Source organism: Candidatus Anaeroferrophillus wilburensis (assembly GCA_016934315.1).
GTDB classification, from domain to species: Bacteria; Desulfobacterota; Anaeroferrophillalia; order Anaeroferrophillales; family Anaeroferrophillaceae; genus Anaeroferrophillus; species Anaeroferrophillus wilburensis.
The window spans coordinates 33,850-60,537 of the sequence record JAFGSY010000014.1 but is presented as its reverse complement, the minus strand read 5'-3'; the positions used below and the strand labels follow the sequence as shown (position 1 = coordinate 60,537).

General features: G+C 52.8%; 25 protein-coding genes. 8 read left to right on the top strand and 17 right to left on the bottom strand.

Going from position 1 to position 26,688, the window contains the following annotated elements:
* Positions 1 to 44: 44 nt before the first annotated feature.
* The 4 genes from JXO50_03795 to JXO50_03780 all read right to left on the bottom strand — a co-directional run bounded on the left by JXO50_03795 (position 45) and on the right by JXO50_03780 (position 2,008).
* Positions 45 to 473 carry a hypothetical protein gene (locus JXO50_03795; GenBank protein MBN2332211.1) on the bottom strand — a complete coding sequence of 143 codons (429 nt, stop codon included), beginning with the start codon at positions 471 to 473 and terminating at the stop codon, positions 45 to 47.
* Positions 466 to 1,182 carry a cytochrome b N-terminal domain-containing protein gene (locus JXO50_03790; GenBank protein ID MBN2332210.1) on the bottom strand — a complete coding sequence of 239 codons (717 nt, stop codon included), beginning with the start codon at positions 1,180 to 1,182 and terminating at the stop codon, positions 466 to 468. Before JXO50_03790 ends, JXO50_03795 begins: the two co-directional genes overlap by 8 nt.
* Positions 1,182 to 1,577, bottom strand: coding sequence for a Rieske (2Fe-2S) protein (locus JXO50_03785; protein MBN2332209.1), 396 nt, complete (start codon positions 1,575 to 1,577; stop codon positions 1,182 to 1,184). Before JXO50_03785 ends, JXO50_03790 begins: the two co-directional genes overlap by 1 nt.
* A 119-nt stretch (positions 1,578 to 1,696) precedes the next feature.
* A complete protein-coding gene (locus tag JXO50_03780) occupies positions 1,697 to 2,008 on the bottom strand; it encodes a hypothetical protein (protein MBN2332208.1) in 312 nt (103 codons plus the stop codon).
* 44 nt (positions 2,009 to 2,052) lie between these two features.
* Between JXO50_03780 and JXO50_03775 the strand changes: the two genes are divergently transcribed.
* From JXO50_03775 to JXO50_03745, 7 genes are all read left to right on the top strand, one after another.
* The gene (locus tag JXO50_03775) at positions 2,053 to 3,693 is read left to right on the top strand and encodes a DUF3365 domain-containing protein (protein MBN2332207.1); all 1,641 of its coding nucleotides are present in this window, start codon (positions 2,053 to 2,055) and stop codon (positions 3,691 to 3,693) included.
* Positions 3,690 to 4,394, top strand: a complete 705-nt coding sequence (locus tag JXO50_03770) for a response regulator transcription factor (protein MBN2332206.1) — start codon at positions 3,690 to 3,692, stop codon at positions 4,392 to 4,394. Before JXO50_03775 ends, JXO50_03770 begins: the two co-directional genes overlap by 4 nt.
* A 30-nt stretch (positions 4,395 to 4,424) precedes the next feature.
* Positions 4,425 to 5,111, top strand: a complete 687-nt coding sequence (locus tag JXO50_03765; protein ID MBN2332205.1) for a Crp/Fnr family transcriptional regulator — start codon at positions 4,425 to 4,427, stop codon at positions 5,109 to 5,111.
* 187 nt (positions 5,112 to 5,298) lie between these two features.
* A complete protein-coding gene (locus JXO50_03760; GenBank protein MBN2332204.1) occupies positions 5,299 to 6,654 on the top strand; it encodes a cytochrome ubiquinol oxidase subunit I in 1,356 nt (451 codons plus the stop codon).
* A gap of 58 nt (positions 6,655 to 6,712) precedes the next feature.
* Positions 6,713 to 7,822 carry a hypothetical protein gene (locus JXO50_03755; GenBank protein ID MBN2332203.1) on the top strand — a complete coding sequence of 370 codons (1,110 nt, stop codon included), beginning with the start codon at positions 6,713 to 6,715 and terminating at the stop codon, positions 7,820 to 7,822.
* A 196-nt stretch (positions 7,823 to 8,018) separates the two neighbouring features.
* On the top strand, positions 8,019 to 8,735 hold the full coding sequence (locus JXO50_03750) for a peroxiredoxin (GenBank protein ID MBN2332202.1): 717 nt from the start codon (positions 8,019 to 8,021) through the stop codon (positions 8,733 to 8,735).
* 47 nt (positions 8,736 to 8,782) lie between these two features.
* Positions 8,783 to 9,232, top strand: coding sequence for a flavodoxin domain-containing protein (locus tag JXO50_03745; GenBank protein MBN2332201.1), 450 nt, complete (start codon positions 8,783 to 8,785; stop codon positions 9,230 to 9,232).
* Positions 9,233 to 9,340: 108 nt separating this feature from the next.
* On the opposite strand, the gene JXO50_03740 is transcribed toward JXO50_03745, so the two are convergent.
* The 10 genes from JXO50_03740 to JXO50_03695 all read right to left on the bottom strand — a co-directional run bounded on the left by JXO50_03740 (position 9,341) and on the right by JXO50_03695 (position 20,853).
* Positions 9,341 to 9,769: a hypothetical protein gene (locus JXO50_03740; protein ID MBN2332200.1), complete on the bottom strand. Its 429-nt coding sequence runs from the start codon at positions 9,767 to 9,769 to the stop codon at positions 9,341 to 9,343.
* 302 nt (positions 9,770 to 10,071) lie between these two features.
* A complete protein-coding gene (locus JXO50_03735; GenBank protein MBN2332199.1) occupies positions 10,072 to 10,458 on the bottom strand; it encodes a hypothetical protein in 387 nt (128 codons plus the stop codon).
* A gap of 132 nt (positions 10,459 to 10,590) precedes the next feature.
* Positions 10,591 to 10,791 (bottom strand): DUF2997 domain-containing protein, encoded by a 201-nt coding sequence (locus JXO50_03730; protein MBN2332198.1) that lies wholly within the window; start codon positions 10,789 to 10,791, stop codon positions 10,591 to 10,593.
* A gap of 32 nt (positions 10,792 to 10,823) precedes the next feature.
* Entirely contained in the window at positions 10,824 to 11,201 is a 378-nt protein-coding gene (locus JXO50_03725) for a DUF1257 domain-containing protein (protein ID MBN2332197.1), read from the bottom strand.
* 62 nt (positions 11,202 to 11,263) lie between these two features.
* Positions 11,264 to 12,751, bottom strand: a complete 1,488-nt coding sequence (locus JXO50_03720) for an AAA family ATPase (protein MBN2332196.1) — start codon at positions 12,749 to 12,751, stop codon at positions 11,264 to 11,266.
* Positions 12,752 to 12,764: 13 nt separating this feature from the next.
* Entirely contained in the window at positions 12,765 to 12,977 is a 213-nt protein-coding gene (locus JXO50_03715; GenBank protein ID MBN2332195.1) for a hypothetical protein, read from the bottom strand.
* Between the two features lie 6 nt (positions 12,978 to 12,983).
* The gene (locus tag JXO50_03710; GenBank protein MBN2332194.1) at positions 12,984 to 14,501 is read right to left on the bottom strand and encodes a hypothetical protein; all 1,518 of its coding nucleotides are present in this window, start codon (positions 14,499 to 14,501) and stop codon (positions 12,984 to 12,986) included.
* Positions 14,494 to 16,539: a hypothetical protein gene (locus JXO50_03705; protein MBN2332193.1), complete on the bottom strand. Its 2,046-nt coding sequence runs from the start codon at positions 16,537 to 16,539 to the stop codon at positions 14,494 to 14,496. The genes JXO50_03710 and JXO50_03705 overlap by 8 nt, the downstream gene beginning before the upstream one ends.
* A 317-nt stretch (positions 16,540 to 16,856) precedes the next feature.
* Entirely contained in the window at positions 16,857 to 18,998 is a 2,142-nt protein-coding gene (locus JXO50_03700) for a PAS domain S-box protein (protein ID MBN2332192.1), read from the bottom strand.
* A gap of 103 nt (positions 18,999 to 19,101) precedes the next feature.
* Entirely contained in the window at positions 19,102 to 20,853 is a 1,752-nt protein-coding gene (locus tag JXO50_03695; GenBank protein MBN2332191.1) for a PAS domain S-box protein, read from the bottom strand.
* A 374-nt stretch (positions 20,854 to 21,227) separates the two neighbouring features.
* Between JXO50_03695 and JXO50_03690 the strand changes: the two genes are divergently transcribed.
* A complete protein-coding gene (locus JXO50_03690) occupies positions 21,228 to 22,661 on the top strand; it encodes a sigma-54-dependent Fis family transcriptional regulator (protein ID MBN2332190.1) in 1,434 nt (477 codons plus the stop codon).
* An 89-nt stretch (positions 22,662 to 22,750) separates the two neighbouring features.
* Here the strand turns inward: JXO50_03690 and JXO50_03685 are convergent, their stop codons facing one another.
* The 3 genes from JXO50_03685 to JXO50_03675 form a co-directional block, all read right to left on the bottom strand.
* A complete protein-coding gene (locus tag JXO50_03685) occupies positions 22,751 to 23,830 on the bottom strand; it encodes a cytochrome c3 family protein (GenBank protein MBN2332189.1) in 1,080 nt (359 codons plus the stop codon).
* A gap of 284 nt (positions 23,831 to 24,114) precedes the next feature.
* Positions 24,115 to 25,560 carry a hypothetical protein gene (locus tag JXO50_03680; protein MBN2332188.1) on the bottom strand — a complete coding sequence of 482 codons (1,446 nt, stop codon included), beginning with the start codon at positions 25,558 to 25,560 and terminating at the stop codon, positions 24,115 to 24,117.
* Between the two features lies 1 nt (position 25,561).
* Positions 25,562 to 26,683: a hypothetical protein gene (locus JXO50_03675; GenBank protein MBN2332187.1), complete on the bottom strand. Its 1,122-nt coding sequence runs from the start codon at positions 26,681 to 26,683 to the stop codon at positions 25,562 to 25,564.
* Positions 26,684 to 26,688: the final 5 nt, after the last annotated feature.

Genomic DNA, 26,688 nt, shown 5'->3' with positions numbered 1-26,688 from the left:
TCTCCTTTATAGAGGTAGTTACGGCAATTGCCGGTTCGTGTGTCTCAGGGTATAGCTTCGATGATCATCAGGGAGGTGACCATAACCATGCCGATAATGCCGATAATCACCGGCAGAATTTTGCTGTTGGTGATTTTGGCAATCCAGCTGTCGATAAAAGGCCAGAAGATGAAGATGCCGACGACCACCATGGGGAAAAAGATTCCCACTGCTTCCGGGGTTAGCTTGATCCACTTGTACATGGGAAAGAAATACCATTCCGGTTTGATGTGTTCCGGTGTGACCAGCGGATTGGCTTTTTCGGTCATCTCCGCCGGCAGAACAATGGCCAGGATCGTGCAGAGAAAAAGGATGAAGATGCCGATATTGATTTCGGTTAAAACATGATCGGGAAAAAATTTATATCCTTCCGGTTTCGTAGGTGTCTGGGGTGCATTCATGGGCTTGGTGACCTCCTTTTTCAATTTATTCATCGCCCCGGGAGAGTCCCCGAACGATTTCACGCTGCATACCAACCACATGTTCCGCCACCCCGTGCAGACGGATGACAATAATATGCACGATAATCAGCAGGAACAGCACCACTGGTAGAATTGCCGCATGGAGGACAAAAAAACGGTTCAGGGTGTGGGGGCCGATAGCTTCGCCACCGAGCATGAAGCGGGCAATGAAAGGGCCGATAACCGGAGTTTTGGCGGCAATGCTGGTGCCGATGGTCATCGCCCAGTAGGACTGCTGGGTGTAGACCAGAGAGTAGCCGGTGAACCCGAGGCCAAAGGTCAACAACAGGAGCAGGGTGCCGCTGATCCAGCAGACTTCCCGGGGGTGCCGGTAGGCGCCGGTGGCGAAGACCCGGATGGCATGGAGGGAAACGGTGACCACCATGATTTCGGCCCCCCAGCGATGCAGGGATCGTATCCACCAGCCATAGGGAATGTCATGGGTTATGTGGGCGACGCTTTCATAGGCCTTGTCCGGGTGGGGAACGTAGTGGAAGGCCAGCATGATGCCGGTGACCATCAGCAGGAGAAACATCAGGGCCGGGACGCCACCGAGGCAATACCACCACAGCTTCATGTGCTGGGGCAGAATTTCACCGATGGCTTCCTCCTTGACCTTTCCCCAGTCAACCGGCAGGGACTTGTCTATCCAACCGGTTTCTTTTTTCACTTCTTCCATCATTACACCTCTTTCAGGGCGACAAAAATGTTTTCGCCTTTAACGGTTACTTTATATTCGTCCAAGGGGCGTGGGGGTGGCCCGGCGAGCACGTTGCCGTTGGCGTCGAAAAACCCTTCGTGGCAGGGACAGTAGAATTGCTTTTTTTCCCCATGCCAGTCAACCTCACAGCCAAGGTGTGTGCAGATTTTGGAGAATGCCTTGATTTCCTGGCCGTTGTTGATCAGCAGTGCCTTTTTTCCCTGACCGTCAATGAACTCTTTGGCTGTTCCGGACGGCAGCTCTTTCAGATTGCCGATCAGTACATCGATAAAGGTGGCCTTCTTTTTTGCCGGCACCAGGTACTTGACGCTGTAGACTACGCCGGTACCAAGGCTGGCTGCCAATCCGAGAGTCATGGCCGTGTTTGCCAGAAAATCCCGGCGGCTCAGCTCGTCACCGGCCTTGTCTTTCTTGTCAACCATACATGTCACCTCCTTTATCTTAGTGGTTTTGGTTGTCAACTGTCAGCTTTGCCTTACGTTGCCATGAGCGTATTTGATGGTCCTCTATCGGCACTATAGTTGGCCGGGAGGTAAAAAGGGGGTAAAAGGGTGTAAACTTTTGGTAAAAATTGGCCGTGAACATGCTCTCCGGACTGTTTGTGCTGGTTTGCTTTCAGGAAGCATGATGGCTCCATGGCGGCGTAGCGGGTATTGATTTCTGTCATGGTGATGCCGGCAGCTTGACGGTGAAGAGGGAATTTGTTAGTACTTTGTTCAATGCTCATTTTCATCTTTCCTGCGGATGCCACCTTGTTTTTGTTCCTAGGAGCAAGGCGCTTCTCCATGAGGTCGTCTACCCTTGCAACGGTTAAAAAAGTTTGTTAGCCGGTTGAGTTTCAAGTATTTCTGCGGGATTGCCAGCTTGCTGACCGTGGTGATGGCCGGCATCTTTGTCTATTTTTACCAGTTGGAAAAAAACTTTATTGTCAGCCAGGTAGATAAGCAGGCCCGGATACTCTGCCAGCAGGTGCTGTTGACCCGCAGCTGGCTGGCGGATATGGGTGGTGTCTATGTGGAGAAAAAAGCCGGGTTGGAGGCAAACCCCTACCTTGAGGAGGGGGGTATTGCGGATTCCAAAACCCATAAAGAATACCTGCTCCGCAACCCGGCCATGGTTACCCGCGAGTTGTCCGAGTATGCCAGTCGCATGGGACTGTACAGCTTCCGTCTTACCAGCACCCAGCTGATCAACCCGGATAATGCTCCCGATGGTACGGAGCGTCTGGCCCTCGATCTTTTTCGCCAGCGGAAGGCCAGGGAATATATCGTGCGGCAGGAGCTGGATGGCCAGCAGGTGTTTCGCCTCATAGCACCCCTCTATATTGAATCAGCCTGTCTTTCCTGCCACCAGTATCGGGGCTATGAACTGGGCACCCTCAGGGGGTGTGTCAGCATCATCATTCCTGATCATGAGGTTGAAGCGCGGCTGGTAGCCCTGAAATATTCTTTTTTTGCCGCTGCCGGCGTTATTGTCATGGTAGCTGTCCTGGCGCTTTTTTCCATTAACCACCTGTTGGCCGTCAGGCCTCTCAAAATGCTGCGTCGCCGTATTCGTCGTTTTGAGGTTGATGTCGACTATCAGGTGCCGGTTTCAGCCAGGCAAGATGAAATCGGTGATCTGGAGCGCAGCTTTTCCCAGCTGACGGAGACGGTGCGGGAGAGCCGGGCGGCGATGGAGGGGAAAATAGTCCGGGCGACGACAGCCCTGAGGCAGGCGAACCTGGAGCTGGAGAAGGCAAATCGTCGGTTGCGGATCCAGGATGAACGTAAAACCGATTTTCTGGCTACGGTTTCGCACGAGTTGCGCACCCCGCTGACCACCATCAGGGGAGGGGTGGATTATCTCTTGAAAACGGTCACTGAGCGCGAGCATGTTGCTTTTCTGCAACTGTTGGATAAAAATATCAGCAACCTGATTTTGATGGTCAATAATCTCATTGATCTGGCCCGGATAGAGCTGAAAAAAGTTGACCTTGATATTGAGCAGGTCAATATCAAGGAACTGCTGGCGGAAGTGGTGCTGCTCTTTGAGGCAACAGCCCGGGATAAAGGGGTGACCCTTTCCAGCGATGAACTGCAGGAGGTCATTGTTCCTCTTGATTATCGACGGATAAACCAGGTGTTTCTCAATCTCCTCCATAATGCCGTGAAATTCTCCCCGGTGGGCGGGACGGTTTCTCTGGTAATGACGACGGTTGCCGGTGAGCAGGTGGAGGTTGCGGTGGTCAACCAGGGAGAGGCCATTCCTGCTGCTGAGCTGCCAACTCTTTTTGCCCGCTACAAAAGCCAACCCCGGTGTGGCTCGAAAAGGAGCGCCGGGCTTGGTCTGGCGATTGCCAAGGGGCTGGTGGAAGCCCACGGCGGTCGCCTGGAGGCCCGTTCAGGGGATGGCGAAACCAGATTTACGGTTGTCCTGCCCCTGGGTGGGCGGGTGATGACCGGGAGTCGCAGCGCCAGGAGTGGTGGATGACGAAACAATCAATCATGCTGATTGATGATGACCCTGACATTGTTGCCGTGCTGCAGGGCAACCTGATTCTGGCCGGTTTTTCCGTAACAGCGGCTGGGAGTGCGCAGGAAACCTTAGTGGAGATGGATCGTCAAACACCGGATTTGGTCATCCTTGATTTGAACCTCCCTGATCTTGACGGCTTGCAGCTGTGTCGGAAAATTAAGGCTGCTGGTTACGATATGCCGATTATCATGCTGACGGCCAGGGATTCGGTGGCTGATAAAGTGGTTGGCTTTGAGTGCGGCGCTGATGATTATCTGGTGAAGCCCTTTGCTTTTTTGGAGCTGGAAGCCAGGATCAAAGCCTGTCTGCGGCGCGAAGCCAGCCGTGCACAGGATAACCATCGGGAATGTGTTCGTTGCGGAAAACTGACAATTGACCGGTCCTCCCGCCAGGCGTGGTTGGCAGGCCAGCTGATTGCCCTGACCAGAAAAGAATTTGACCTGCTCTGTTTTCTGACCAGCCATGCCGGACAGGTGGTCTCCCGAGATGATCTGCGGCATGCCTTGTGGGGGCAGAAAAAGTTGTATTCCTGGAGTCGGACCATTGATGTGCACATCCAACATCTACGACAGAAGTTGGAACAAAATCCCGAGAATCCCGAACTTATTGTGACGGTAACCGGGGTCGGTTATCGCCTTGATGATCCAGCTGCCTGATATGCTGCAGCTGGTGTTGTTGGAGACCCTATGGCTGTAAAGAAGCACATTGCCTCATCGCCGATCTTTGCCGGTCTGCCGGATCACTACCTGGATGAACTGGCCGGCATCTGTACCGTGCGTTCCTGTGCAAAAGGACAACTGCTCTTTGCCGAAGGGGATGAGGGCAATGGGTTTTACCTGGTGGAAAGCGGCCGGGTCAAGATATATAAAGCATCGTTGGATGGCAAAGAGCAGATACTTCATATCTTTGGCGCCGGTGAGCCTTTCGGTGAGGTGCCGGTGTTTGCCGGCCAGAGTTTCCCGGCCAACGCTATTGCCCTAGAAAGAAGCAGTGTGTTGTTTTTTCCCCGCCAAGCCTTTATCGGCCTTATTGAACGACACCCCCAGCTGGCCCTCAATATGCTGGCGGTGCTTTCCCGAAGGCTGCGGCAGTTTACCCAGATGATTGACGACCTGTCCCTTAAAGAAGTGCCCGGCCGACTGGCCGCCTACCTGTTATTCCTCAGTAAACGTCACAATAATGCCCAGCAGCTGGAGCTGGAAATTACTAAAAGTCAGCTGGCAGGTCTGCTGGGAACCATTCCTGAAACCCTTTCCCGGATTCTTGCCAAAATGAGCAGCCTTGGTTTGCTCCAGATCGACGGCCCCCGGATTATTATTGCAGATCGCCCGGCCCTGGAAGAGCTGGCTGCCCACGGTAAACTGTTTACCTGAGTGTTTCAGTTGGGTAAGCGGTTGATTTTGTTGGTCTTTGCATGAAATAAATCTTGACAAAAGATATTCTGATAGTTTAGTTATTGTTTGTCGCAGCATTGTCTCTCTTGCATGGGAGATGGTTGGATTTTTTCTTGCCTTATACTTTTTTCTGGTTATCTTTGTTTTAGAAAGGGGGACATGATCGATGTATCCGATTTTTGAATTTCCTGGGATCGGCGGAGGGATGATTATCGCCTTGATTGCGACTTTTCATATTCTCCCCTGTCATCTGGCGACCGGTGGGTTCTGGATGACCTACTTGTTGGAACGCAAAGCCTATAAGGAAGACCGGCCGGCGCTGCTGGAATTTATCAAGAAGTTTACCCTGCTGGTACTGGTTTTCTGCTTTGTTACCGGTTCGCTCACCGGAGTGGGCATCTGGTTTGCCAGCACGATTATCAGCCCACGGGCCATTTCCAGTCTGATTCATAATTATGTCTGGGGCTGGGCGACCGAATGGGTATTTTTTATTATCGAGATTGTTTCCATCTATGTCTATTACTACACTTTCGGTAAAATTTCCCAGAAGGCCCATCTGCGTATCGGCCTGATTTATGCCATGGCCGCCTGGATCAGCATGGTGATTATCACCGGCATTCTGGCGTTTATGATGACTCCGGGAAAATGGGTTGAAACGGGCGGTTTTTTTGATGGTTTCTTTAATCCTACCTACTGGCCGCAGCTGTTTTTCCGCACTTCGATGATGTTTGCCATTGCCGGTGCCTATGCTGCCGTCGTGGCCAGCTTTCTCAAAGACCAGGAGACCAAGAAAACGGTCATTAAAACCGCCGGTATCTGGGGGTTGGCCGGATTGGCCGGGGCGGCGCTGTTCGGTTTCTGGTATTATGCCAAGCTGCCGGCACGGACGATGGATATCATTGCTGCCTTTGCCTATGCTAAAACCATGTTTACCATTTCCCTGGCGGTTGCCGCCATTACCGGGATCTATTTCGCTGTCCTGCTGCTGGGAGTAACCGGAATTGCCAAACCGCTGGTAACCATCGGTATGACGCTGGTGATCTTTGTGGGCATTGGTGGCGGTGAAAGTGTGCGGGAAATTGGCCGGCGTCCCTACCTGATTCCCGGCTACATGTACAGCAACCAGGTGATTGCCCATGACCTGGAGGCCAAGGGTATATCCTCGGAAGTTGACCGGTTCAGCGAAACGGGGATGCTGGCTGACTATTATTTTATTCCCGATGGCTGGCGCCAGATTACCGCCGAAAACTACCTGAAAGCCGGCGAGACAATCACCAAGCTGCAGTGCGTCATCTGTCATACGATGGAAGTCGACGGGCGCAGCTCCCTGCCGAAGCTGGTTGCCGCCATGGGCACCACGGCAGCTGAAGACCTTTACTCTTTCCTCGAATCACTGGGCGACTATCCCTATATGCCGGCCTTTGCCGGTAGTGATGTGGAGCGCCGGGCAGCCAGCGCCTTTATGGCGACGCTGGTGGGTGAGGAGGTTGATCCCCGGTGGGTAGTCAGCGGAGATCAGTAGGATAAGAAGCGGCCGGTGTGTTAAGGATATTTTAAAGAAATTATCGGAGGTTGTGATAATGGATCTGCAGAGTGCATTAATAAATTTACGTGACCCCATGGGCGTACCCTTTTTCCCGTGGTTGTTTCAGGGGCTGATGGTTTTAACCTTTGCCCTGCATATCGTGGTGGTAAACTTGGTGGTCGGCGGTATTTTTATGGCGGTGTATCACCACTTTAAAGGCGGGGAATACGGCCAGCGGCTTTCAAAAGGACTGGCCCGGGCGAGCACCGTCAATCTGTCTCTGGCGATTGTTCTGGGGGTCGCGCCGCTGCTGTTCGTCCAGGTGATCTATGATCCCTTCTGGTATGTTGCCAATACCCTTTCAGCCTGGTGGGCGATGGCTTTTCTGCTGATTATTATTCTTGGTTTTCTGTCCTGCTATGTTTTTTATTTGAAACGGCAGAAAAACCCGGCTGGATTTGGCTTCTTCGGCATTGCTGCTCTGATCATGGTTGTTTTTGCCGGCGGGATCATGAGTGTTTTTGCCATGCAGCAGCTACTGCCTGAACAGTGGAAGGCTTGGTACATTGTCAATGACAGCCTGAAAACCCTGGGTACCGGGATGTACGCTTTCGAGCATGGCCGTTTTCTCCATTTTATGGTGCCGGCTTTCATCAATATCGGCATCTATATGATGCTGTACGCCTGGTATTTCCGGCCGCGCACCGATATTGATCAGGGATATCTTGATTGGGTCGGCAGGTCCGGCGCCCGGCTGGCCAAGATTGCCGCCATGGTCCAGGTTGTTATCGGTTTCTGGTGGCTGTTCAGTGTGCCGCTGCAGTTCAGCTTCTATCTTAATCCTCTATTTCTGGTAGGTGCCGCTCTGGGTACCCTGGTGCTGGTTGTCCTGATGATGGCCGAACAGAACCCTGATCGTTATGCAGTCCCCCTGGGATTGGTTTCCCTGGTGGCGGTGCTGGGAATGTCCACCGCCCGTGAAGTCCTGCGGATGAACTATCTTGGTCGTCATGACTATTCGATCTATACGTATCCGGTCAGCCTTGACCTGGGCAGTACGGCGTTGTTTCTGGTGACCTTTGTTATGGGTCTGATCGTTATCGCCTACCCGATCATTATTGCTTTCAAGCTTGGTCGGGGGACATTGTCAGTGGAGGAGGGGTAGAAATGTTGGAAAAATTTGGTTCACTGGTGATGGCCCTGATGGTTGTCTGGTTTCTGGTGGTTGCTGGCTTAGGCCTGGTTATTTCTTTTGGCAACGGAACGTTTTTTTAGCTGGCAATTTTCTCACCAGTTCTTTCAATGAACATTGATGCCAAACTGAGTTCATTGCAGTAGTTGGCGGAAGGAGGGGTTTGCCGATGGCAGAGAAGAAGAAAGGTATAGGGTGCGCCGCAGGAACCGGTACCGTTGTGGGGGAGCCGGAAGAAAAGCAAGCAACCGAAACTAATGATCAGATCAAGAAGGAGAAGGATATGACCGCAGTAAAGATTGGCCAGAAAGCCCCTGATTTCACCGCTCCGGCATTTATGAATGGCGATTTCGGTCAGGTTAAGCTGGCCGATTATCTTGGCAAATGGGTCCTCATCTGCTTTTATCCCGGCGACTATACGTTTGTCTGACCGACGGAATTGACGGCGGTCGCCGCACAGTATAAGGAATTCAAGGAACTGGATGTTGAAGTTATGTCCGTCAGTGTTGACAGCGTTTTTGTTCATAAGATGTGGCAGGAAGGCGAACTGGGTAAAATGATCGACGGCGGTGTGCCCTTTCCCATGCTTTCTGATGCAGGTGGCAATCTGGGAAGAATCTACGGTGTCTACGATGAAGGTGCCGGGGTCGATGTCAGGGGTCGCTTTCTCATCGACCCTGATGGCGTTGTCCAGGCGATGGAAGTGCTGACGCCGCCGGTCGGCCGCAGTGTGGAAGAAACCCTGAGGCAAGTGAAGGCTTTTCAGCATGTACGCAAAACCGGTGGCAGCGAAGTATGCCCCTCAGGCTGGACGCCCGGCAAGCCGGTGCTGAAGCCGGGACCGGATCTTGTGGGCAATGTTTGGAAAGTGTGGAAGCCTGAATAATGGCGCTGTCGCAACAATGACGCTATCCCAGACGGAGAGGAGAAAAAATGAAAAAGGTCCTTATCGTGTATTTCAGTCGGACGGGCAATACGGAAAAAATGGCCAACTATATTGCAGAAGGGGTTCGCATCGGTGGCTGTGAAGTCGAATTGAAAAAAGTCAGTGCGGTAAAAAGTGAGGAAGATCTACAGGGCTACGATGGCTATATGTTTGGCTGTCCCACCTATCACCGGGATATGACCCAGAATTTTAAAACCTTTCTGTTCTTGGCAGAAAAGACCGGCTTGGCCGGCAAAGCAGCGGGAGCCTTTGGTGCTTATACCCATTCCGGCGACGCACCAAAGGTTATTGCTGATACGATGGAGTATGTTTTGAAAATGAACCTTATCAATCTCGGTTCCTTTAATGCCCTGGAGGCTAAACTGCAGGCTGATGACCCTGAAATTATCAAAGCTTGTCAGGATTATGGCCGGGCGCTGGCAACCCAGCTTGGCTGATTGAGTTATGAGATGGCGGTGTTCTATTGCTGCGTCATCGCTGCAATGAGACAACCATAAAAAAGGGCGGCATCATCATGCCGCCCTTTTTTATGGTTTGTGAAAGGTTTAGCGGTAGGAAGACATGCTGATGACTTTATCGTTTTCTGGGGTGTCGCTCTGGGCTGCCTGCTGCAGCTCAGCCAGAATCTGCTCCCGGAGTTCCGGGTGGTCGGCAAGCCAGCTCTGCACCTCCTCGGCTTTTGCCTGTTCGCTTCCCAGTTGTCGTTTCTTGACAACGAAATGATCCACCGAACAGATGACAATAGTGGCCAGGATTAAAGTACCCCAGCAGATAATCAGGGGAATGGCAAAGGCATTCAAGGATGGGATGAAAACTGCCGGTATGGCCAGAACGCCCGTCAACTTGCCGATGACGAAGCAGACTGCGCCGATCTTGGTGAGGGGGGAAATGCTTTTAAGGAGATCTTTGAAATCGGTTTCGTGGTTGCTTGTTTCCTGCCTGGCGTACCCCCTTACGGGCATCATTCCTTTCATGGCGACCTCCCTTGATGGAAACACTTTCTTGCATCTAATAATTTGTTGTTTTTTTTTAAACTTGTTAAGTATTTAACAAGTTATGACCCATTGTTCATTGAGGATCGCTTAATGTGAATTAAGCTATATTCACTTTAAAAGTCAAGGTGAAAACTGTGTTATAAAATTTTTTTTTATTGAATATTAACTATGAGTTATATTGTATTATGAGTTTTTATCTGTTTTAGAAGTAAAAATGACATAAAAAAGGGAAGCCTGGTGAAGGCTTCCCTTTTTGTTATTGTCGGTGGAGCGGTGTTATTTTAAGCAGCAACCCGCTGACGGTCTGTTTTGTCGTGGTCCAGTTCTTGTGGGGTGTAGCTGTACTGGAGAGCATTCAAGGCGGCAATCGTAGGGTCGGTTTCGGCTGCCAGCTCAGCTTTGTGTTTTTTGGTATAGTGATCAACGGAACACAGAATAATCGTTGTTGACACCAGCGTTCCCCAGATGATGGTGCAGGGGATGGCGTAGGCATTCAATGCCGGAATAAACACAGCGGCGATGGCAACTACCATGAAAATTTTTCCGGTCAGCAGGCACAACGCTCCAAGCTTGGTCAAAAAACTGATGCTCTGAACGATCTCCATGGCGGAGGGCTTGCTATCACCTGCGTAGCCGGCATAAGCTGACATGTAATTCTGGTATGACATGATTTCCCCCGGGTTTCCCACCGCTTTGTGAATACTGGTGCATGGTAGAACAATCGTCCATCAACCTTTACCGCACCATATGAGAAGAATATACCGTATTATCGGCAGATGTCAAGAAAAATATAGTTGTTTTTAGCCGGAGACCTTTTCTTCCTGGGTAAGGGGATTCTGAATATAGTATTCCCGGGTAAATTCACGCTGACTGATTTCCCCCCCGAGCAGCTGTTCCATGGTCTTGGTTAAGTCAAGGCACTTTCCTCCCTCAACCCCGGAAACCTCTATCTGGACCTTGCCATGCTGGTCAATTTCAATCTGTATCTCTTCCATGATCATCTCCGTCCATAGGATGTCTATCGTTTCTCTTATCAGGATGCCTTACGCATGGTCATCTTTATGGTGCCGTCTTCGGTTTTTTCCTCAGCGATGGTAAAACCCTGCTGGGCCATGGTATCGGAAACGACATTGTAGGCATAGCGCTGATTCAGTTCGTTAATAAAGGTGTCCTGGGAAACATCGTTGATGGAATCCCAGTCGGCGACCACGTCGTAGGAAGAACCGTTGAATTTAAAGCCGATATCGTAGCCGCTTTTCGTGGGAATCAGCAGGTCGGCTTTGGCTTTTTTCCACAGCCATCCTTTGGCTTTCAAATCGCCTTCCTGATAAGCGAGATCCATGTCAGCGATGGCTTTCTTGAGAAAAAGCAGTTCGGTGATTTTTGTTTCTACCTTGGTGAAATGAGACATTGCTACCTCCTTGTGCTCTTTGGCAGTCATTCGTAGGGGGGCGGCTTCTTCCCCATTATGGTTTATTCGCTGTTGGCCTTGCGGGTCCGGGAAACCGCCCATTGACGCAGGCCCTCAATCCTTTCCTTCATAAACCGGGAAATGGGAATAATTTCCTGAATGCTGGCTTTAATGTCATCGGCGGTGAATTCCCGCTGGTTGTCATCAAAAGCGGTGAACATAGCGTCATAAATAATCTGTTCAATTTCAGCGCCGCTGTACTTATCTGTCGCACCTGCCAGCTCTTCCAAATCGAACTGACGGATAACAGGTCGAACCTTTTCAAGGTGAACCTTGAAAATTGCTTCACGTTCACTGGTGGATGGCAGGTCAACGAAAAAGATTTCATCAAAGCGGCCTTTGCGCATCAGTTCCGGCGGCAGCAAGGTAATATCATTGCCGGTGGCAATAATAAAAACCGGTTTGGTCTTTTCCTGCATCCAGGTGAGGAAGGTCCCCAAGATACGGGCGGAGGTGCCGCTGTCTCCGGCTGAGCCACTGGAGCCGGCAAAAGCCTTTTCCAATTCATCAACCCAGAGGATGCAGGGCGAGATGGTTTCTGCCAGGCGGATGGCGTTACGCAGGTTGCCCTCCGATTCCCCCAGCAGGCTGCCGAATACCTTGCCGAGATCCATGCGCAGCAGGGGAAGTTTCCACAGGCCGGCAGTCGCCTTGGCAGTCAGACTTTTACCTGTTCCCTGGATGCCGATGATCAGAATTCCTTTGGGGGCCGGCAAGCCGTAATCCTTGGCTTTACGGGTGAATACCTTACTCCGTTTGCGCAGCCACTTTTTCAAATTTTCCAGGCCGCCGATATCATTGAGGCTCTCGCGCACCGGAAAAAATTCCAGAATCTCACCTTTTTGGATAATATTCCGTTTTTCCTGGAGAACGATCTCGATAGCCCGCTCATCGATGACGTTATGGGTGATAATAATCTGGGCGAACAGGGTTTTGATGTTTTCCAGTGACAGCCCCAGGGTGGACTCAACCAGTTTTTCCCGTAATTGGGGGGTCGGCGGCCGATGCTGGGAGGTGCTGGCAATAATCGATTCAAGCTGTTTTTCAATCTCCTCGTAGGTGGGGAGCGGCAACTCCATTTGCAGCACATCTTCACGCAGTTCGAGGGGCAGCGATGCCGCCGGGGTCAGGATGATGATGACTTTCTTTGTAAACTGCAGTTCATAGTGAAGATTGCGCAGTGCTCGGACGACAATGCTTTCCCGGTAGTGGTGATGAAAGTCGCGCAAAATAAAAATGGTGCTCACCTTTGATTTGTCAATTTCCCGTAGGCAGACAAGCGGGTCAGGGCGGTCAGTCTTTTTTATTTGTGACAAATCGCCCTGAATGGCCTTGAAACCGTCGGCAAGATCCCATTGAATGATATTTTTATCCTTGAACAGCGGTGACTCAGCCATCATGTTGATAAACCGGTTCTCCTCATAAGTGACGACGTTGATCAGCGAATGGTTGCTGCGCATGATAACGTTTAAATGTTCCAGAAAATTCATCAGCTATCCCCCGTTATCCGCAAAGTGTATAGGACATATTCAGCAGCCGGTCGGCAAGCTTCTGGTTGCCGGTTCGTTTGAGGATGGTTTCTTCGGATTCCTGCTCCAGGCCCCAGGCATTAATCTCGCCGTTCGTGCCGATGCTGATGTGGACGGTGTCCACTTCACAGGCAGGAGCTGCCGGAGGGTCGGGCTGGCTTTTCTTCCGATGATGTTTTTCGCTCATGGTGCATTACTCCAAACGGATGGATTTCTTGCGTTTCCAGGTAATCATATTGCGGCGCAAATCCTTGACGGTAATCAGAAGATCCCTGTTGATGCTGACATCAAAGGTAATCTCCAGCCGTCGCTCACCGCTTTTCCCTGGGGGATCGATTTTAATGATTTCTGGTTTTGCCTCGTTGGTAAATACTTTCTGCTCTTCAGGAATGTGTTCTTCAACCTGGAGCGTGCCATGTTCGGTCATGACAATTTCCCGGTCATCAGTGGATTCGGGGATATCCATGCGGAAGATATCCAGGGATACTTCATGCTGGCCATCAAAAAAACTGTTGGCAATAACGGTCGTCACCCCTTGGTGGGTGGGATAGGGGGTGCCTTTGGGAATGATAATATCGAACTTATATCCTTCACCTTTGGCAGTGCGGCTACGAAGGGCATAATTGGCTCTGATCGTGCTGCCGGCGTCCTGGCGCTGGAGGTAGGTCAGAGCTCCCACCGGGATGGCGTTATGGGCTTTGTCAAAAAGCAGCTTATTGCCGAAGAATGACTGTAGGATGGTGCGGTAATAGGGAATCTGGATGCTTGAACCGGCGCACAGGACATACTGGACGCTTTCATAGGTTACCCCGATGCCCGAGGCAAGGTCGATGAGATCTGTGAGGATATTTTTCAGCTCCTGGCCGTATCCCTTGTCGTCCAGCAAGGTGTGGAGTTCGGTTTGGGTGTAGCGCAAGGGGCGATCGTTGAAGGTTTCTTCGTAGACCGGGTGAGTAATCAGGTGGTGGACAATCTGACCGGTCTGCCGCAGGTTTATGTGGTAGTCAGCCAGCTCCTCCTGCAGGGTTTTGTCGATGTCGATGCTGCCATAGTTCTTGTTCATCCCCCCCAGCAGAACACTTTTCAGTCGTGGTTCACTGTTGGTTTCCTCGACCTTGAGGATGTAGAGGTCAAGACTCATGGGGCCGAAAAGAAGATACATGAAGTTGGTTCCCAACTCATGGCCGAGGCCGTAGGCCAGCAGCGCACACACCCCCCCATCGACAATCTTAAAATTAACCAGGCCAGTGCGGAAGCAGAACTGTTCAATCCAATGGGCAAAAATATCGTAGGCCTTGGGAGGAACCGGAAAGACATACATGGAGATGTTTTCAGCCCCGTATAATTCGTTGATCCGGTCAATAATGCTGATCATCAGGGTTTCCGCAGCTTGGAAGATGGAGATTTCCTGGTCGCCGAGGATGCGGGGTAGATGCTGGTTTTTGGCCATGTACTGCTTCATGTAGAGAAAGGTGCTGGGCGAGAAGAACTTTTTATGGCTGCGGACCTCATGACCGTAATAGATACGATCATCGTCAAAGCAGATCATTGCCGGAATGGGATAGATTTTTTCATTGGTCCATTGGTTGTTCAGGGCAATGGGCACCGAGATGTCATCGAGTTGGATGGCCTCAACCTTCTTGCTCCCTTCATCCTGGGCGTAGGGAAGGATGAAGGCGTTGCCGAAAAAGATTGATATCAGTTTACCCATGGATTTTCTCTACCTTGAAGATTTGCAGATCACGGTAGCGTGAGGACTCGATAAAAACAACCAAATCCCGGGACATGGAAAATATCCGCTTTTTTATGGTCAAGGCCATGGTTCGCAGTTCGATGACGCCATCGCGTCCCCGAAGAACCTCAAGCAGCTGATCAAGATAAGGCAGGAGGGCGGTGTCGGTAGTGGTTCGTTCCGCCTGTAAAATCGCGTAAATTATTGACCAGATATGCTGGCTGAAAAATCCACTGTAGCGTCTGGTAAGGTTCACTACTAGCGCAAAACAACTGGCGCCGTCAACGGTAATTTCATCTAGATAGCGGCAGAAGAGCAGCAGGATATAGAGGTTTTCCGGTGGAACTTCAGTCATTTCAAAGGGAGATTCACTAACCAACCGCTGCAGTCCTTTTTCCTGACCGGCAAAAATGGTTGTCAGTTCATGCTGTTTCAGCGGCGGCTTGCGGGTCAAAATGTGGTTGGTAAGGGCGAAAAGCAACTGTTCCGCTATCGGGGGGTGCTGGTTCAGGTAGCGGCACATGGCCGGGATGAACTCATCATCGCCTTTACCGAGTTCAAGGCGTTCCTTGATGGTCAGCGGCTTATGGGACTCCCGCAGTTCGAGCAGCTGAAAGAGGGCGGGAAACTCCCTGATGGTCAGGTGACTTTGCATCCGGCAGAGCAGGTGGTAGGAAAATCCCCAGTCAGGGTGGAACAAGTGGGCCAGCAATGCTTTTCTGATCGCCGATTTGGCGGCATACTGGCCGAGAAAGAGACACATGGTTTTCTGGTGCCCGGTTTTGAGCGGTTGTTGAAACGTTTGCAGTGTTTCCAGGAGCAGCGCACCATGCCCTATTGCCTCCAGTGCCTGGAATAGCTCCGGTGCCAGGGCGCTGTCGGTAGCCTGGGCGGCAATTCTCTCGCCTTGTGATTCGGGGATGTTCGGCCAGCGGGTTCGGGCGATGATTGCCAGAATCTGCTTTTTTTCCTTGGTGGCGGCACTGCTGAACCGGCTGACCATGGCACTTAGTGCCTGAGGATGTCCGGTTTGCTCCAGGGAGGCAAGGGCATATTCCCTGATTTTTCGGTTGCGGGAGTTTGCGAGCTTTTTGAGGCACTCTATAGCCTGTTGTCCCTGGTAGGCACCCAGGAGGTTGGCTGCTTCCGTTTTTTTGCTGCTGAAGAATGACCGGCCGGCCGCCACCAGGGTGCCAAGATATTCCTCTGATCCCAGGCGACCGAGAGCGGCCAAGGCTATGGGACGCATCTCCTTATCATTCACCAGGGCGCTGATCTGAGGAATGGCACTGGTAATCTGCAACTGCACGCAGGCACCCACCGCCGCTTCAAGGTGTTGCTGCCGTCTGAAGAGCTCCAGGGCCATGTCGGTTGCTGTAGCTAAGAGATCTTGTTCCAGGGGAAGTTTGAGATGGGGCAGCAGTCTGGGGTTGCTGGTCAGGAGTGCCAGGTTGTTGTCCGTCAGTACGTGGTTCAGGTTGGTGCCGGGGTAGCGCTGCATAAGTAGATCGAACGCCAGGGCCTGTTGGACAGGCGAAGAGATGGCACAAAAAAGGCTGACCAGTTCATCGGAGGTAAAAAATCTGATGCTCAGGCTCAGGGCGCTGTCGGGAAAATCTCCGGTGCCAAAGAGCAGCAGAAAGTAGTCATAGATAGTATGTTCCCGGTTGCCCTTGAGGATTTTTGCCTGCAGGGTTTTGAACTCCTCGTGAGCCAGGGGCGGGGCTTCAAGATCAAGCTTTTTCAGCAGCCTGAAAACCTGCTCCATGCCGCCCAGGAAATAAACCGCCAGGGTGATGGTGTGCAGGTTTTGGTCGTTTTCACTCTGGAGGTTGCTGATGATCTGATGGCAGAGCTTGGCGATCGACCGGTGATAGGGGGAGGTTTGGGAAAAATTTTTAACCCGGGATTTGGTCTGGTGAAAGATATCCAGGACCTGCCACCGTAACTCCCAATTGTCAATAAGCAGATCGGTAATGATTTCAGCTGTTGGGATGGTGATTGGTTGCTCAGGCATGCTGCATATCAACAGGAGTTATGAGTCGTTGGTTCGCTGTTTGTTTGCTTTTCGGCTCAACGTTACCGCGCTTTGGGCACAGCGTCAATGAAATATACAGTGTACCATGGGCAATCTATCAAAAGAAAGCCGGGTCTTGACTTTTCAGGGCAGCCAGCAGTCGCTTTATCCTGATGTTGACACTATAGTGGCAATGGTGATTGCTTGGCAAGAATAATGTTGCTTCTGTTGACGCGCTGGTGTTTGCCGGCAAACGGCGCCTGGTTGCTGTCCTTTTGCTGCCGGTGGTCAGGGTGAGCAGTCTTGAAGGGGGAGGGTCAGCTGATCTGCAGTTTTTTTCCCGGAAGGGTGATTACTGCCTTGGTGCCGACCCCTACAGTGCTGCTGAGGGTAATGGATCCGCCATGTTTTTCAATGATTTTCTGGCAGATTGACAGCCCCAGGCCGGTGCCCTTAATTTTGGTGGTGAAAAAGGGCTTGAAAACCTTTGCCAGTACTTCCGGGGTCATTCCCGCGCCGTTGTCCTGGAGCGTAATGATGGTCTCCCGATCGTGGCGTTCCAGCAGGCAGTTGATCTCTCCGGGGCCATCAAAGGATTCGGCAGCATTGTGGAGCAGGTTGACCAGTACCTGACTGAATAACACCGGATCAACCCAGGAGGGAGAGGCTTCCGGCCCTTTGAAATAGATGGTCGCGTTTTTTAAATCTTTATTGATGCGTGCCTCCCTGATGATAGTGTCAATGAGTTCCACTAGGTCGCATCGGGTTATTTCCGGATTCCAGTCTTTGGCAAATTCCAGCATCTGGTCAACGCTGCTTTCCATCCGACTGGCCATTTGGAGAATTTCGTTGAGGACGTGCAGGTCAGGGGAATCGGCTGGCGCGTTTTCCACCAGCACCTGGACGGCGCCGCTGATACCGGCCAGGGGGTTGCGAATTTCATGGGCAATGGACGCACCCATTTCACCAATGGCGGCCAGATGTCTGGTGCGCAGCAGATTGTCGTGCAACTCTTTGAGTTCCGATATATCACGGATAAAACAGGCATATTTATGTTTCTGATCGATGTCCATGGTGCAGGCCAGTACGTGAATCGGTAGTTCGGAACCATCCTTGCGCATGGCGGTTATTTCCATCCCCTGTCTGCCGAGTGAGGTCTCGGAACCGGCAATGAATACATTGACTTCCTGCTTTACGGCATCCTGGTAACGGGCTGGAATCAGAAAAAGAAGGTGTCTGCCAAGCAGTTCCGTGGTCCCATAGCCGGAAATCAGCTCCATGGCCCGGTTTGCCGACTCAATAATGCCCTTATGGTTAACCGTCACAATGCCGTCCGGAGCGGTTGACAGGAGGGTGTTCAGGTGGGTTTCCTTGGCTGCCAATGCCTGTTCAGCCTGTTTTCGCCGCTCCAGATCATTTTGCAGCCGGATAATCATCCGATTGAATTCCATCCCCAGCATGCCGATCTCATCGTGGGTGAGCAGCTTTTCATCAACCTGCTGCAACGTACCGCTGCGGCTGATGTACTGCAAGGTGGTTTCCAATGCAGTCAGGGGTTTGCTGATAATGGAATGGAGCAGAAAGGCCAGGAAGAGGATGGTTGCCAAAGCGGCAATGCTGGTTCCCAGGGCGTTTGCTTTCAGGACCTGAAGACCCTTGTTGAAAATGTCCCGTTGGGTGGCAACCTGGAGGATCATGGCCGGACTGCCGAAAATGTCAGGGAAGAAGGTGTAGCCGAACGTCACTTTATCATTCTCCTGAAAAAGAACCGGTTGCCGGGGAGTCAGCTGGTCTTTGATCAGGCAGACGTTCGGGGGCAGAGTGTCGCAGTTGAATGACCAGACGTTGAGGTCAACCTGGGTTTGTTCTCTCATCATCTGGATACAGTTGTCGCAGAGAAAGCGGCCCATGATCAGGGTTCCCCGGATGGGGCCGTCTCCCATGCTGGGCAGGATGGGGCGGGAAGAAAGGGTCAGCGCCCCCCCAGAGGTCATCAGGTAGCCGTTGAGGACGCTTTCCGGCTGCCGGTGCCCCAGGAGCGGGTGATCGGCAGGCCACTGATCTTCCGGGAAGTCCGGCAGAGTGATGAATTCTTCGATCTCCTTGTCATAAATCTTGCCCCAGATGACCTTGCCGGATCGGTCAATGATGTAGAGCAACGCCAGGCGATTGTGGGTGAATGTGGTCAGTACCAGGTTGGAATCGATGTATTCCTGGTTGCCGTCAGCAACAAAATCATAGGTGTCATCCCATTCAGACCAGTCGTAACACAGCAGGCTGAGATGTTCCAGGTCCCGCTCCACCGCCTTGACGGCCCGGTTGAGGTTTTTTTCGCTCTCCCTTTGTTCCAGGGTCTTAAATCCGGGAAGAATGCATTGATACTGAATGGCAACGTTGACGGCGACAAACAATACGCCAAGAAGGGCAAGGAGGATGAAAATTTTACTCTTGATCGACATCTGGTTTGTATCCTGGTTTGTAGGGGGCAAGGACGGTTTTTCCTGTCCTTACATATGCTTATTGTCGGTCAGGAATCGTAAATCCTGAGAGAAATATTCGGTTTTATCCCTTGATGGGCAGGGAAACAGTAAAGATGGTGCCGCCGTCGGGGTGGTTGTTAACCAGAATTATGCCATGGTGCTGCTCAATAATCCGCTGCGCAATGGCCAGTCCCAATCCGTTTCCCGTGGCTTTGGTGGTGTAGAAAGGATCAAATATATGCTCACTTTCCGTCGGGTTGAGCCCGCATCCAGTATCGGCAATGATGATGTTGATGGTGTTGGCCGGTGGGCTAATGGAAAAATCGCCCAGCGAGCACGGACACTGTTCACGGTGGCCACAGGTCATAATCATCAGCCTTCGAGGTTGATCCTGGTCCACCATTGCTTCGCAGGCATTCATGATAATGTTGATCAGGGCCTGCTGCAGCAGATAGAGATCACCGGTAATGGCGGGGTTGGCCGGATCAAAGTCAGTCACCAGTTCGATGTCATCCCTGGCCAGCTGATTTTCCACCAGCGGCAAAATTCCAGCAATGATCTCATTGGCCTGCAAATGTTCCAGCGCGGCAATCTGTGGTTCGGCAAACTGCATCAAACTGTTGATTACCGTATCGATGCGGCCGATCTGGGACAATAACTGGGAAAACAACCGCCCCTGCTTGCCTTCCCAGTTGACGTTATCGGCAAGATTCTGCAGGACGCCAGCCATGGCGGCCAGGGGGTTTTTGATTTCATGGGCGATGCCGGAAGCGATAACCCCGAGTGATGCCAGGCGATCGATGCGGGCCAGGCCTTTTTCCATTGTTTTTTTCACCGTTACGTCCCGGAATGAGCAGGTCAGGCCGGTGATTGCTCCATCGGCATCGAGGATGGCTGAAAAGCATGCCTCGACCGGGAAGGTGGAGCCATCCTGGGTGATGAACTCAAATTCGGTCATCATCCCGGTGTGCGGATCAACACATTTTCCGCCCTGTTTAAAAATTTGTCTGACCTCTTCCTCGCTGGTTTTGATAATTTGGTGCAGTTTGCGCCGGAGGAGTTTTTTTAGGGGGTAGCCGAGCAGAAAAGTGGCTTTCTGGTTGGCGTTGGTAACCTGCAGGTGGTTGTCGACAGTCAGCATGCCGTTGCGGAAATTATTGAACACGCTTTTAAAAAAATCAGTCTTCTGCTGCAGAACATTGTACTTTTTTTCCAGCATTGCCAGGCGAAGGGCTTTCTGCTGTCCGCGGCGTCTCTCGCTGATGGTTCTGGCGGCACACAGGATATGGCAGGCAGCCTGCAGTAGAATGCCCTCTTCAAGAGGGATGCTTTCGCCAGCGTAGCCGGGAAAGACGACAAAGCCGAGACAACGGCCCGGATCACTGCAGATGGGCAGAATCAACAGTGAATCCGGCTCGAGGCCGAAAAATCGGTCGAGTAGCGGGTCGTCACTGAATGTTTCGCGGTTGGCTGCGTTTTCACCGGCGGCGAGCCGCTTTCTGATAAACCAGTGCGGTCTGGCAGTATCAAAGACTTTTTTCAGCAGGCCATCCGGTTTGCCGATAAAAGGCTGGTTATAGTTGAAGGGCCCCTCATGGGAGCTGTCCATAAATTTATGGAAAACTTTTACTTCCTGGTCACACAGGGAAAAGATGGAGAAGTGTTCATCTCCCACCAGTTCCGTCAGCCTCTCGTAGAGGTGGTAGATGACCGCATCTTCGCTGCCGGCCAGCGGCATCCGGGTGGCATGGTTATAGAGTGCGGACAGCTCATCCAGGGTCTGAAGGGGAGGTTTTGCCGGCATGGGGTTGCTGTTTCCGTAAAGTCCTAACATTGGCAGTCCTGAGATTTTTCTGTCTTTTTGTTTAGCGGCAGTTTCTGGCGCCTTGAGATAACAGCAAACTTCATGCCGGGTGGAAAAGGCTCCATGATGCCATAAAAAGGTGGTTTAGCTGCCTGCCAGATTGGGGCAATACACCAAAAGGGGGTTTTCCCGCTATAAAAGTGTGATATAACTCAATGAGGCTAGGGCTGCCAGAAAGGTTAGTGCCGGTAGGTCGAGACGTTCAGGTTGTTGTGGATTTTCTCCATGATCTGCCATGGGTTGCATGCTTTTTGCATAAGGACCACCTGGGTACGTCAGCCGGGAGGATATGGCGCACCAGGATGATGGGTTTAATGCCGATTGCCCTAAGACGGGAGAAGGATATGCCGAAAAAGAGAAGAATTCTCATTGTTGATGATGAACATCTGATCCGCTGGTCGTTGTCGCAGCCTCTGCTGAAGGCCGGCTATATCGTTGAGACGGCGGCAACCGGCAAGGAGGCCTTGGTAAAGAAAGATGAATTCAATCCTCACATGATCCTCCTGGATATCAAGCTTCCCGATATGAGCGGCATGGACCTGCTCAAGCAGTTCAAGGAAGAGGATGAGGATCTGATTGTTATCATGATTACCGCCTATGCCCATGTTAATTCAGCTGTTCAGGCATTCCAGTACGGGGCGGAGGACTACATTGGCAAGCCGTTCAACCTGGAAGCGGTGCGGCATGTTGTCCGGCAGGCGTTTGAGAAAAAACTGCTGCAGGACGAGGTGAACTATTTTCGCCGTTCCATCGATAAGATGACCGACCAGGAGGCGCTGATCGGCAACAGCCCGGTGATGATTGAAACCTTCAAAATCATTAATCGCTGCGCCCAAACCAATGATATGACCGTTTTGATCATGGGGGAGAGCGGCACCGGCAAGGAGCTGGTGGCCAAAGCCATTCATGCCCATAGCGGCCGCTCGGAGATGCCTTTCGTCGAGGTAAACTGTGCTGCCATTCCTGATTCTTTGCTGGAGAATGAACTGTTTGGCCATGAAAAGGGGGCTTATACCGATGCGGGTAAACGTCAGAAGGGGGTTTTTGAAATGGCTGAGGGGGGGACGGTCTTCCTTGATGAAATTGGCGATATGCCGTTGCCCATGCAGGCAAAGATTCTGAAAGTTATTGAAAACAAGCGGTACCGGCGCCTGGGGGGCGGGCGGGATATCGAGGTTGACGCCCGGATTATTGCGGCCACCAACCAGGATCTGGAGGCCATGGCCGCTGATGGCAGGTTCAGGGCTGATCTGTTTTACCGTCTCAATGTGATGTCCATCAATCTGCACCCCTTGCGCCAGCGGAAATCCGATATCCCCCACCTGATTAAGCATTTCATGGGGATATTCAACCAGGCGTACGGCCGGAGTATTGAATCTGTCGATCCCCGGGCGACGGAGATGCTGATGAACTACGAATGGCCGGGCAACGTCCGGGAGCTGCGCAACACCATCGAGCGGGCGATTATCATTGAAGATGAAAAAATCCTCCGGCCGGAGCATCTCTATATTCCCCAGCCGCGAACGCCCCAGCCGGCACCGGTGCCGGACTACCCGCAGAGGCCGACGCTTGCACCCAATGTGCCCCCACAGTCCGAGGGTGACGATGCGCTGCAGATTTCTCTGCCTGCCAATGGCGTTTCGTTGGAGGAGATTGAAAAGAGAATCATTGATCTGGCCCTGAAAAAACACGCCGGCAATCAAACCAAGGCGGCCCGCTTCCTCAAGGTTACCAGGGATACCCTCCGCTACCGGATGAAAAAATTTGATTTGCTGTAGGAACACAGCGCGAAAAGGATAACCAAGGGGGCCGGCATCTGCCGGCCCCCTTGGTCGTGGAAAGAATAGTTAGTGGGCTATTGCAAACGTTAGTCTTTGGTCGTATGGCAGATGAAGCAGCCTACATTACCATCTCCTCCTCCTGCATCAATGGCAGAATAATCCCAGCGCAGCAGATCAGGATAGGCTGAACCGTGGGCGCGATGGCAGGAGAGGCAGGTGACGATGGCATCATATTCTCCCGATTCATCAAGAACAACTGCTTCAACTTCGCCATCGGTTGTTACGTCACTGGCAACCGGGGCAATGATACTGTATGAGTTGTCAGCATTATAGCTGGCATATTCCGTTCCGGTGGCCTCACTCAAGTCAAAATCAGTGGGGTGGCGGGTCCAGGGTGAACCGCCGGATGCCCCTGCTTCATGGAAGTCCCCGTGGCATTGGCAGCATAAGTAGCTGATTGTTGCTGAATCGGGCGAGACATCATCGGTGCGGTGAATACCATGATACTGGTTGTGATCAGCGTCGTCGGCCGTATTTTCCCAGTCACTGTCCTCAATGCCCATTACACCATAAAGGAAACGGTAGCTGTTGCCGACCGTGTCTGCGGTGGTCAGGGTGCCACTGGCATTGCCATGGTGGGCGCCGGAAATGGCATCGTACGGGTCACTGTTAGTGGCATTGCCATGGCAGCCGTAGGTGCCGGCGCACTGCAGCCGAGTAGTTGTGCCGCCCGTATATCTGACAAATGCATCCGGATCAGGGTAGTTGAGGCTGTCATAGCCCGGCGGAACGGCTGCAAGAGTGGCATCATCGTCGACAGACGAGCCCAGAACATTGTGGACGTAGGCATCACCAGTTGCGTGATAGGCAAAATTTCCTCCTGCCAGGTCGTCTGACTCAAGAAGGTTGGTTCCTAAAACATAAGGCGTTGCATCGCCACTTTGGTAATCATCGCCACCATGGCATCCGAGGCACGGATTAGTGCTGCTGTAGGTGGCGCTTATCAGCCTGTCATGGGGACCACCAACAGCTACAGCAGCTCCCCCCTGGCTGTCGTGCATGGTATGGCAATCGGCACACTGTCCGCCTACCGACCAGGCACTTGAGGGGCCGATCACCAGTGCCATTAAAAAGATCACGGTGGTTGCTACGAGTTTTTTAGTCATTGTTCTCTCCTACGTAGAATATGGTTTTCCCTGGCTTCCAGGTTTATTGTCAGCATTGTTTTCTGATAGTGCATACAATGCTTGGTTACGCAAGAAATATGCCAAGATAATTAATCAGTTCTCTATGTGAAACTCCCATAAAATAAACTGGTTAGCTTGCATTGTTGCCGTTGTTCTGGTAACCAATGTGCCCGAAGATTACCAAAAGCGGCATTGTTTCAGGTTGTTATGTGTTATATGCCCCACCTCCCTCCTTTCTGGTTTGTAAGGTTATCCAAGTCAGATCATGGTTCCCATAAGGTTATTTCCCGGGGTTTATCCCCCAGAGGTACCGTAGCCAGCAGGGTGCCGGTGTGCAGATCCCTGATGGTCAGTTTTTTCTGGTCACGGTTGGCGATATAGAGCTTCTGCCAGTTAGGTGAAATGGCCAAATCGACCGGGGTGGCACCCGCCGGCAGGCGCCGAAAATCGCTGTTTTGCCGTGGCAGAATCAGGGAGATTGAGGCGTCACCGACGTTGCAGACATAGAGCCTGCCGGCGTTGGCGGCCATCTCTCCAGGCGACCGTCCTACCTGAATCTGGGTAATCAGGGTGCCGGCGGGCCACTGGTAGACGCCGACAGTGCTGCTGGTGTCATCGGTGACATAGAGCCGGTCCTCAACGGTAAGCAGCTGCCGTGGGGTGCGGTTCAGGGCCAGAATCCGCCTGATTCCCAGGGTTTCAGGATCCAAAAGATAGACGGCCTGTTCGTCAGGAACGGCCACCACTAGATCGTGGCGGTCAGCTCCTGACCGATAGAGCAGGCGGCTTGGGCCCAGGATGCTGGCGTTCTGGGTTTCGACAAAGCCGCTTTCGAGATTGAGTTTGGTGATCCGGTTGGCCGGTGGGTCGCTGACATAGGCAAAACGGCCGTCGGGCGAGAGTACCAGAAACCGGGGGGCAACGGCGGCCGGCAGGGGCAGACCATCCACCAGCCGGCTGGTGGAGGCGTCAATAACGTAGAGCCGCCGGTTGTCGATGCCAAGAATATAGCAGCGCTGTCGCCGGTCATTGTAAGCCGATTCACCGAGTTCCCCTGGCAGCCGCAATGTCCCGACCACCTGGTTGCGGTCCGGACTGATCTGGTAAACGGTATTCAGCCGGTCACAGATGACCGTCACCAGATCGGTGCTGAGGGGCAGAGCCTGCCAGCGGCCGGCAAAGGAATGCCAGAAAGGGTCAGGGGGTGTCAGGGAAATCTGGTGCCAGTCGAGGAACAGGCAGCAATGACTGCCGGCTGACCAGTGGAGGGAACCGGCCAGGGGTAGTTCCAGTTCCCTTGGCATGGTCTCCGCGAACCACGGTTGGCCGTTGACGGTAATTGTGCTGAAAGTTAACCGCAGGTGGGTGTAGTCTGCCGGCGGCAGGTCGGCCAGGGCGAGCAGCTGCTGCCCCTGGCCCATGGTGTTGTCGATGGTTGCCGGTTCCATGGTCAGAGGCAGCCAGAGGCGACCGTCACTGATCTCAATGGCCGCAAGCTCTCCGGCTATCCTGGCAGCCGGCTTGCCCACGGCGGCCAGGTAGAGGGAGATGAGCATCTGGTCGGGAGCGACGGTAAACCCTTCGTCTGCTGCCGGCACCGGCGGCCGGTAGCCGTTGCAGCCGCAACAGAGGATCAAGAGGATCAGCAGGATCAGGAGCCTTTCCGGCGTACTGCGCTGGTACTGCGGATATGCGGGGTGATTGGTCATCCTAATCCTTCGATGTGTGACACAGGGAGCAGAAACCGCCGGTCGGTGAACCGGCATAATCCCAGCGCATGCTTTTATAAAATTGGGAGCCATGGGCCCGGTGGCAGGAAATGCAGGTGACGATGGCTGTGTTGTTTGCCTCATGGGCACTGACCACAGATAAAGGTGTTGTCGTGACGCTGCTGGCCACTGGAGCGATGACGCTGTAGGCGCTGACCGCCGAGCCGGTTCCGCTGTTAAAATAGCGATATTCCCCACCGGCGGCACCGGCAATCCCCATATCGTAGTTGGTGGGGTGCCGCAGCCAGGGAGAGGTAATGCCGGTGCTGATGTCGTCATGAAAACTGCCGTGGCATTCACTACAGAAATAGCTGATGGTTGAGGTGTCGGGGGCGGTGCTGTTGTTGGGATCATGAACCCCTTTGTACTGGTTATGACTGCTGGTATCCGGGAGAAATTCCCAGTCGGGATCCTCATAGCCGGCGATTCCCACCAGCATCCGGTAATCGGTGGCATCATTGTCAGGAGTAATGGCTCCCGACTTGGTGCTGTGGTGACCGCCGCGGATGGCCGCAGTCTGATTATCCTGGTTATGGCTGCCGTGGCAGCCATAGGTGCCGGCGCAGGTGACCTGCTGGCTACCAAGCCAGGCGCCTCCTCCTGGGGTGGTGCTGTCACCGGCGGCCCGGCCGTTGGTAAACCCAGGCGGCAGTTGGTCGAAGCCGATGCCGGCGATGCCGCTGACGTTATGGCCGCAGGTATCATCGCCGGTTACCCAGTAGAAACTGCCGCCGGCCAAAGTGGTGCCCTCGGTGCCGGTGGTGCCGTAGTCCGGCGCCGTGGCGGCGGTGACGCATGGGGTGTTGCCGCCGCTACTGTTCGTGCCGGTGTGGCAGCCGACGCAGTCATTGGCGAGCAGGCCGGCGTAGGGACCGGAGCTTCCCCAGGCGGCCAGGAGGTCGCCTCCCTGGCTGTAGTGCATTGTATGGCAGTCGGAGCATGGACCGGCAACCGCCGCCCACAGGCGGTTGTCCTGGCACAGGCTCCAGACCATGATGCATAGCAGCCCGCCCAGACAGAGCAGGTCTTGAAAGGGACAGCGTATCTGCTTTCTGCTTAGCATACCCA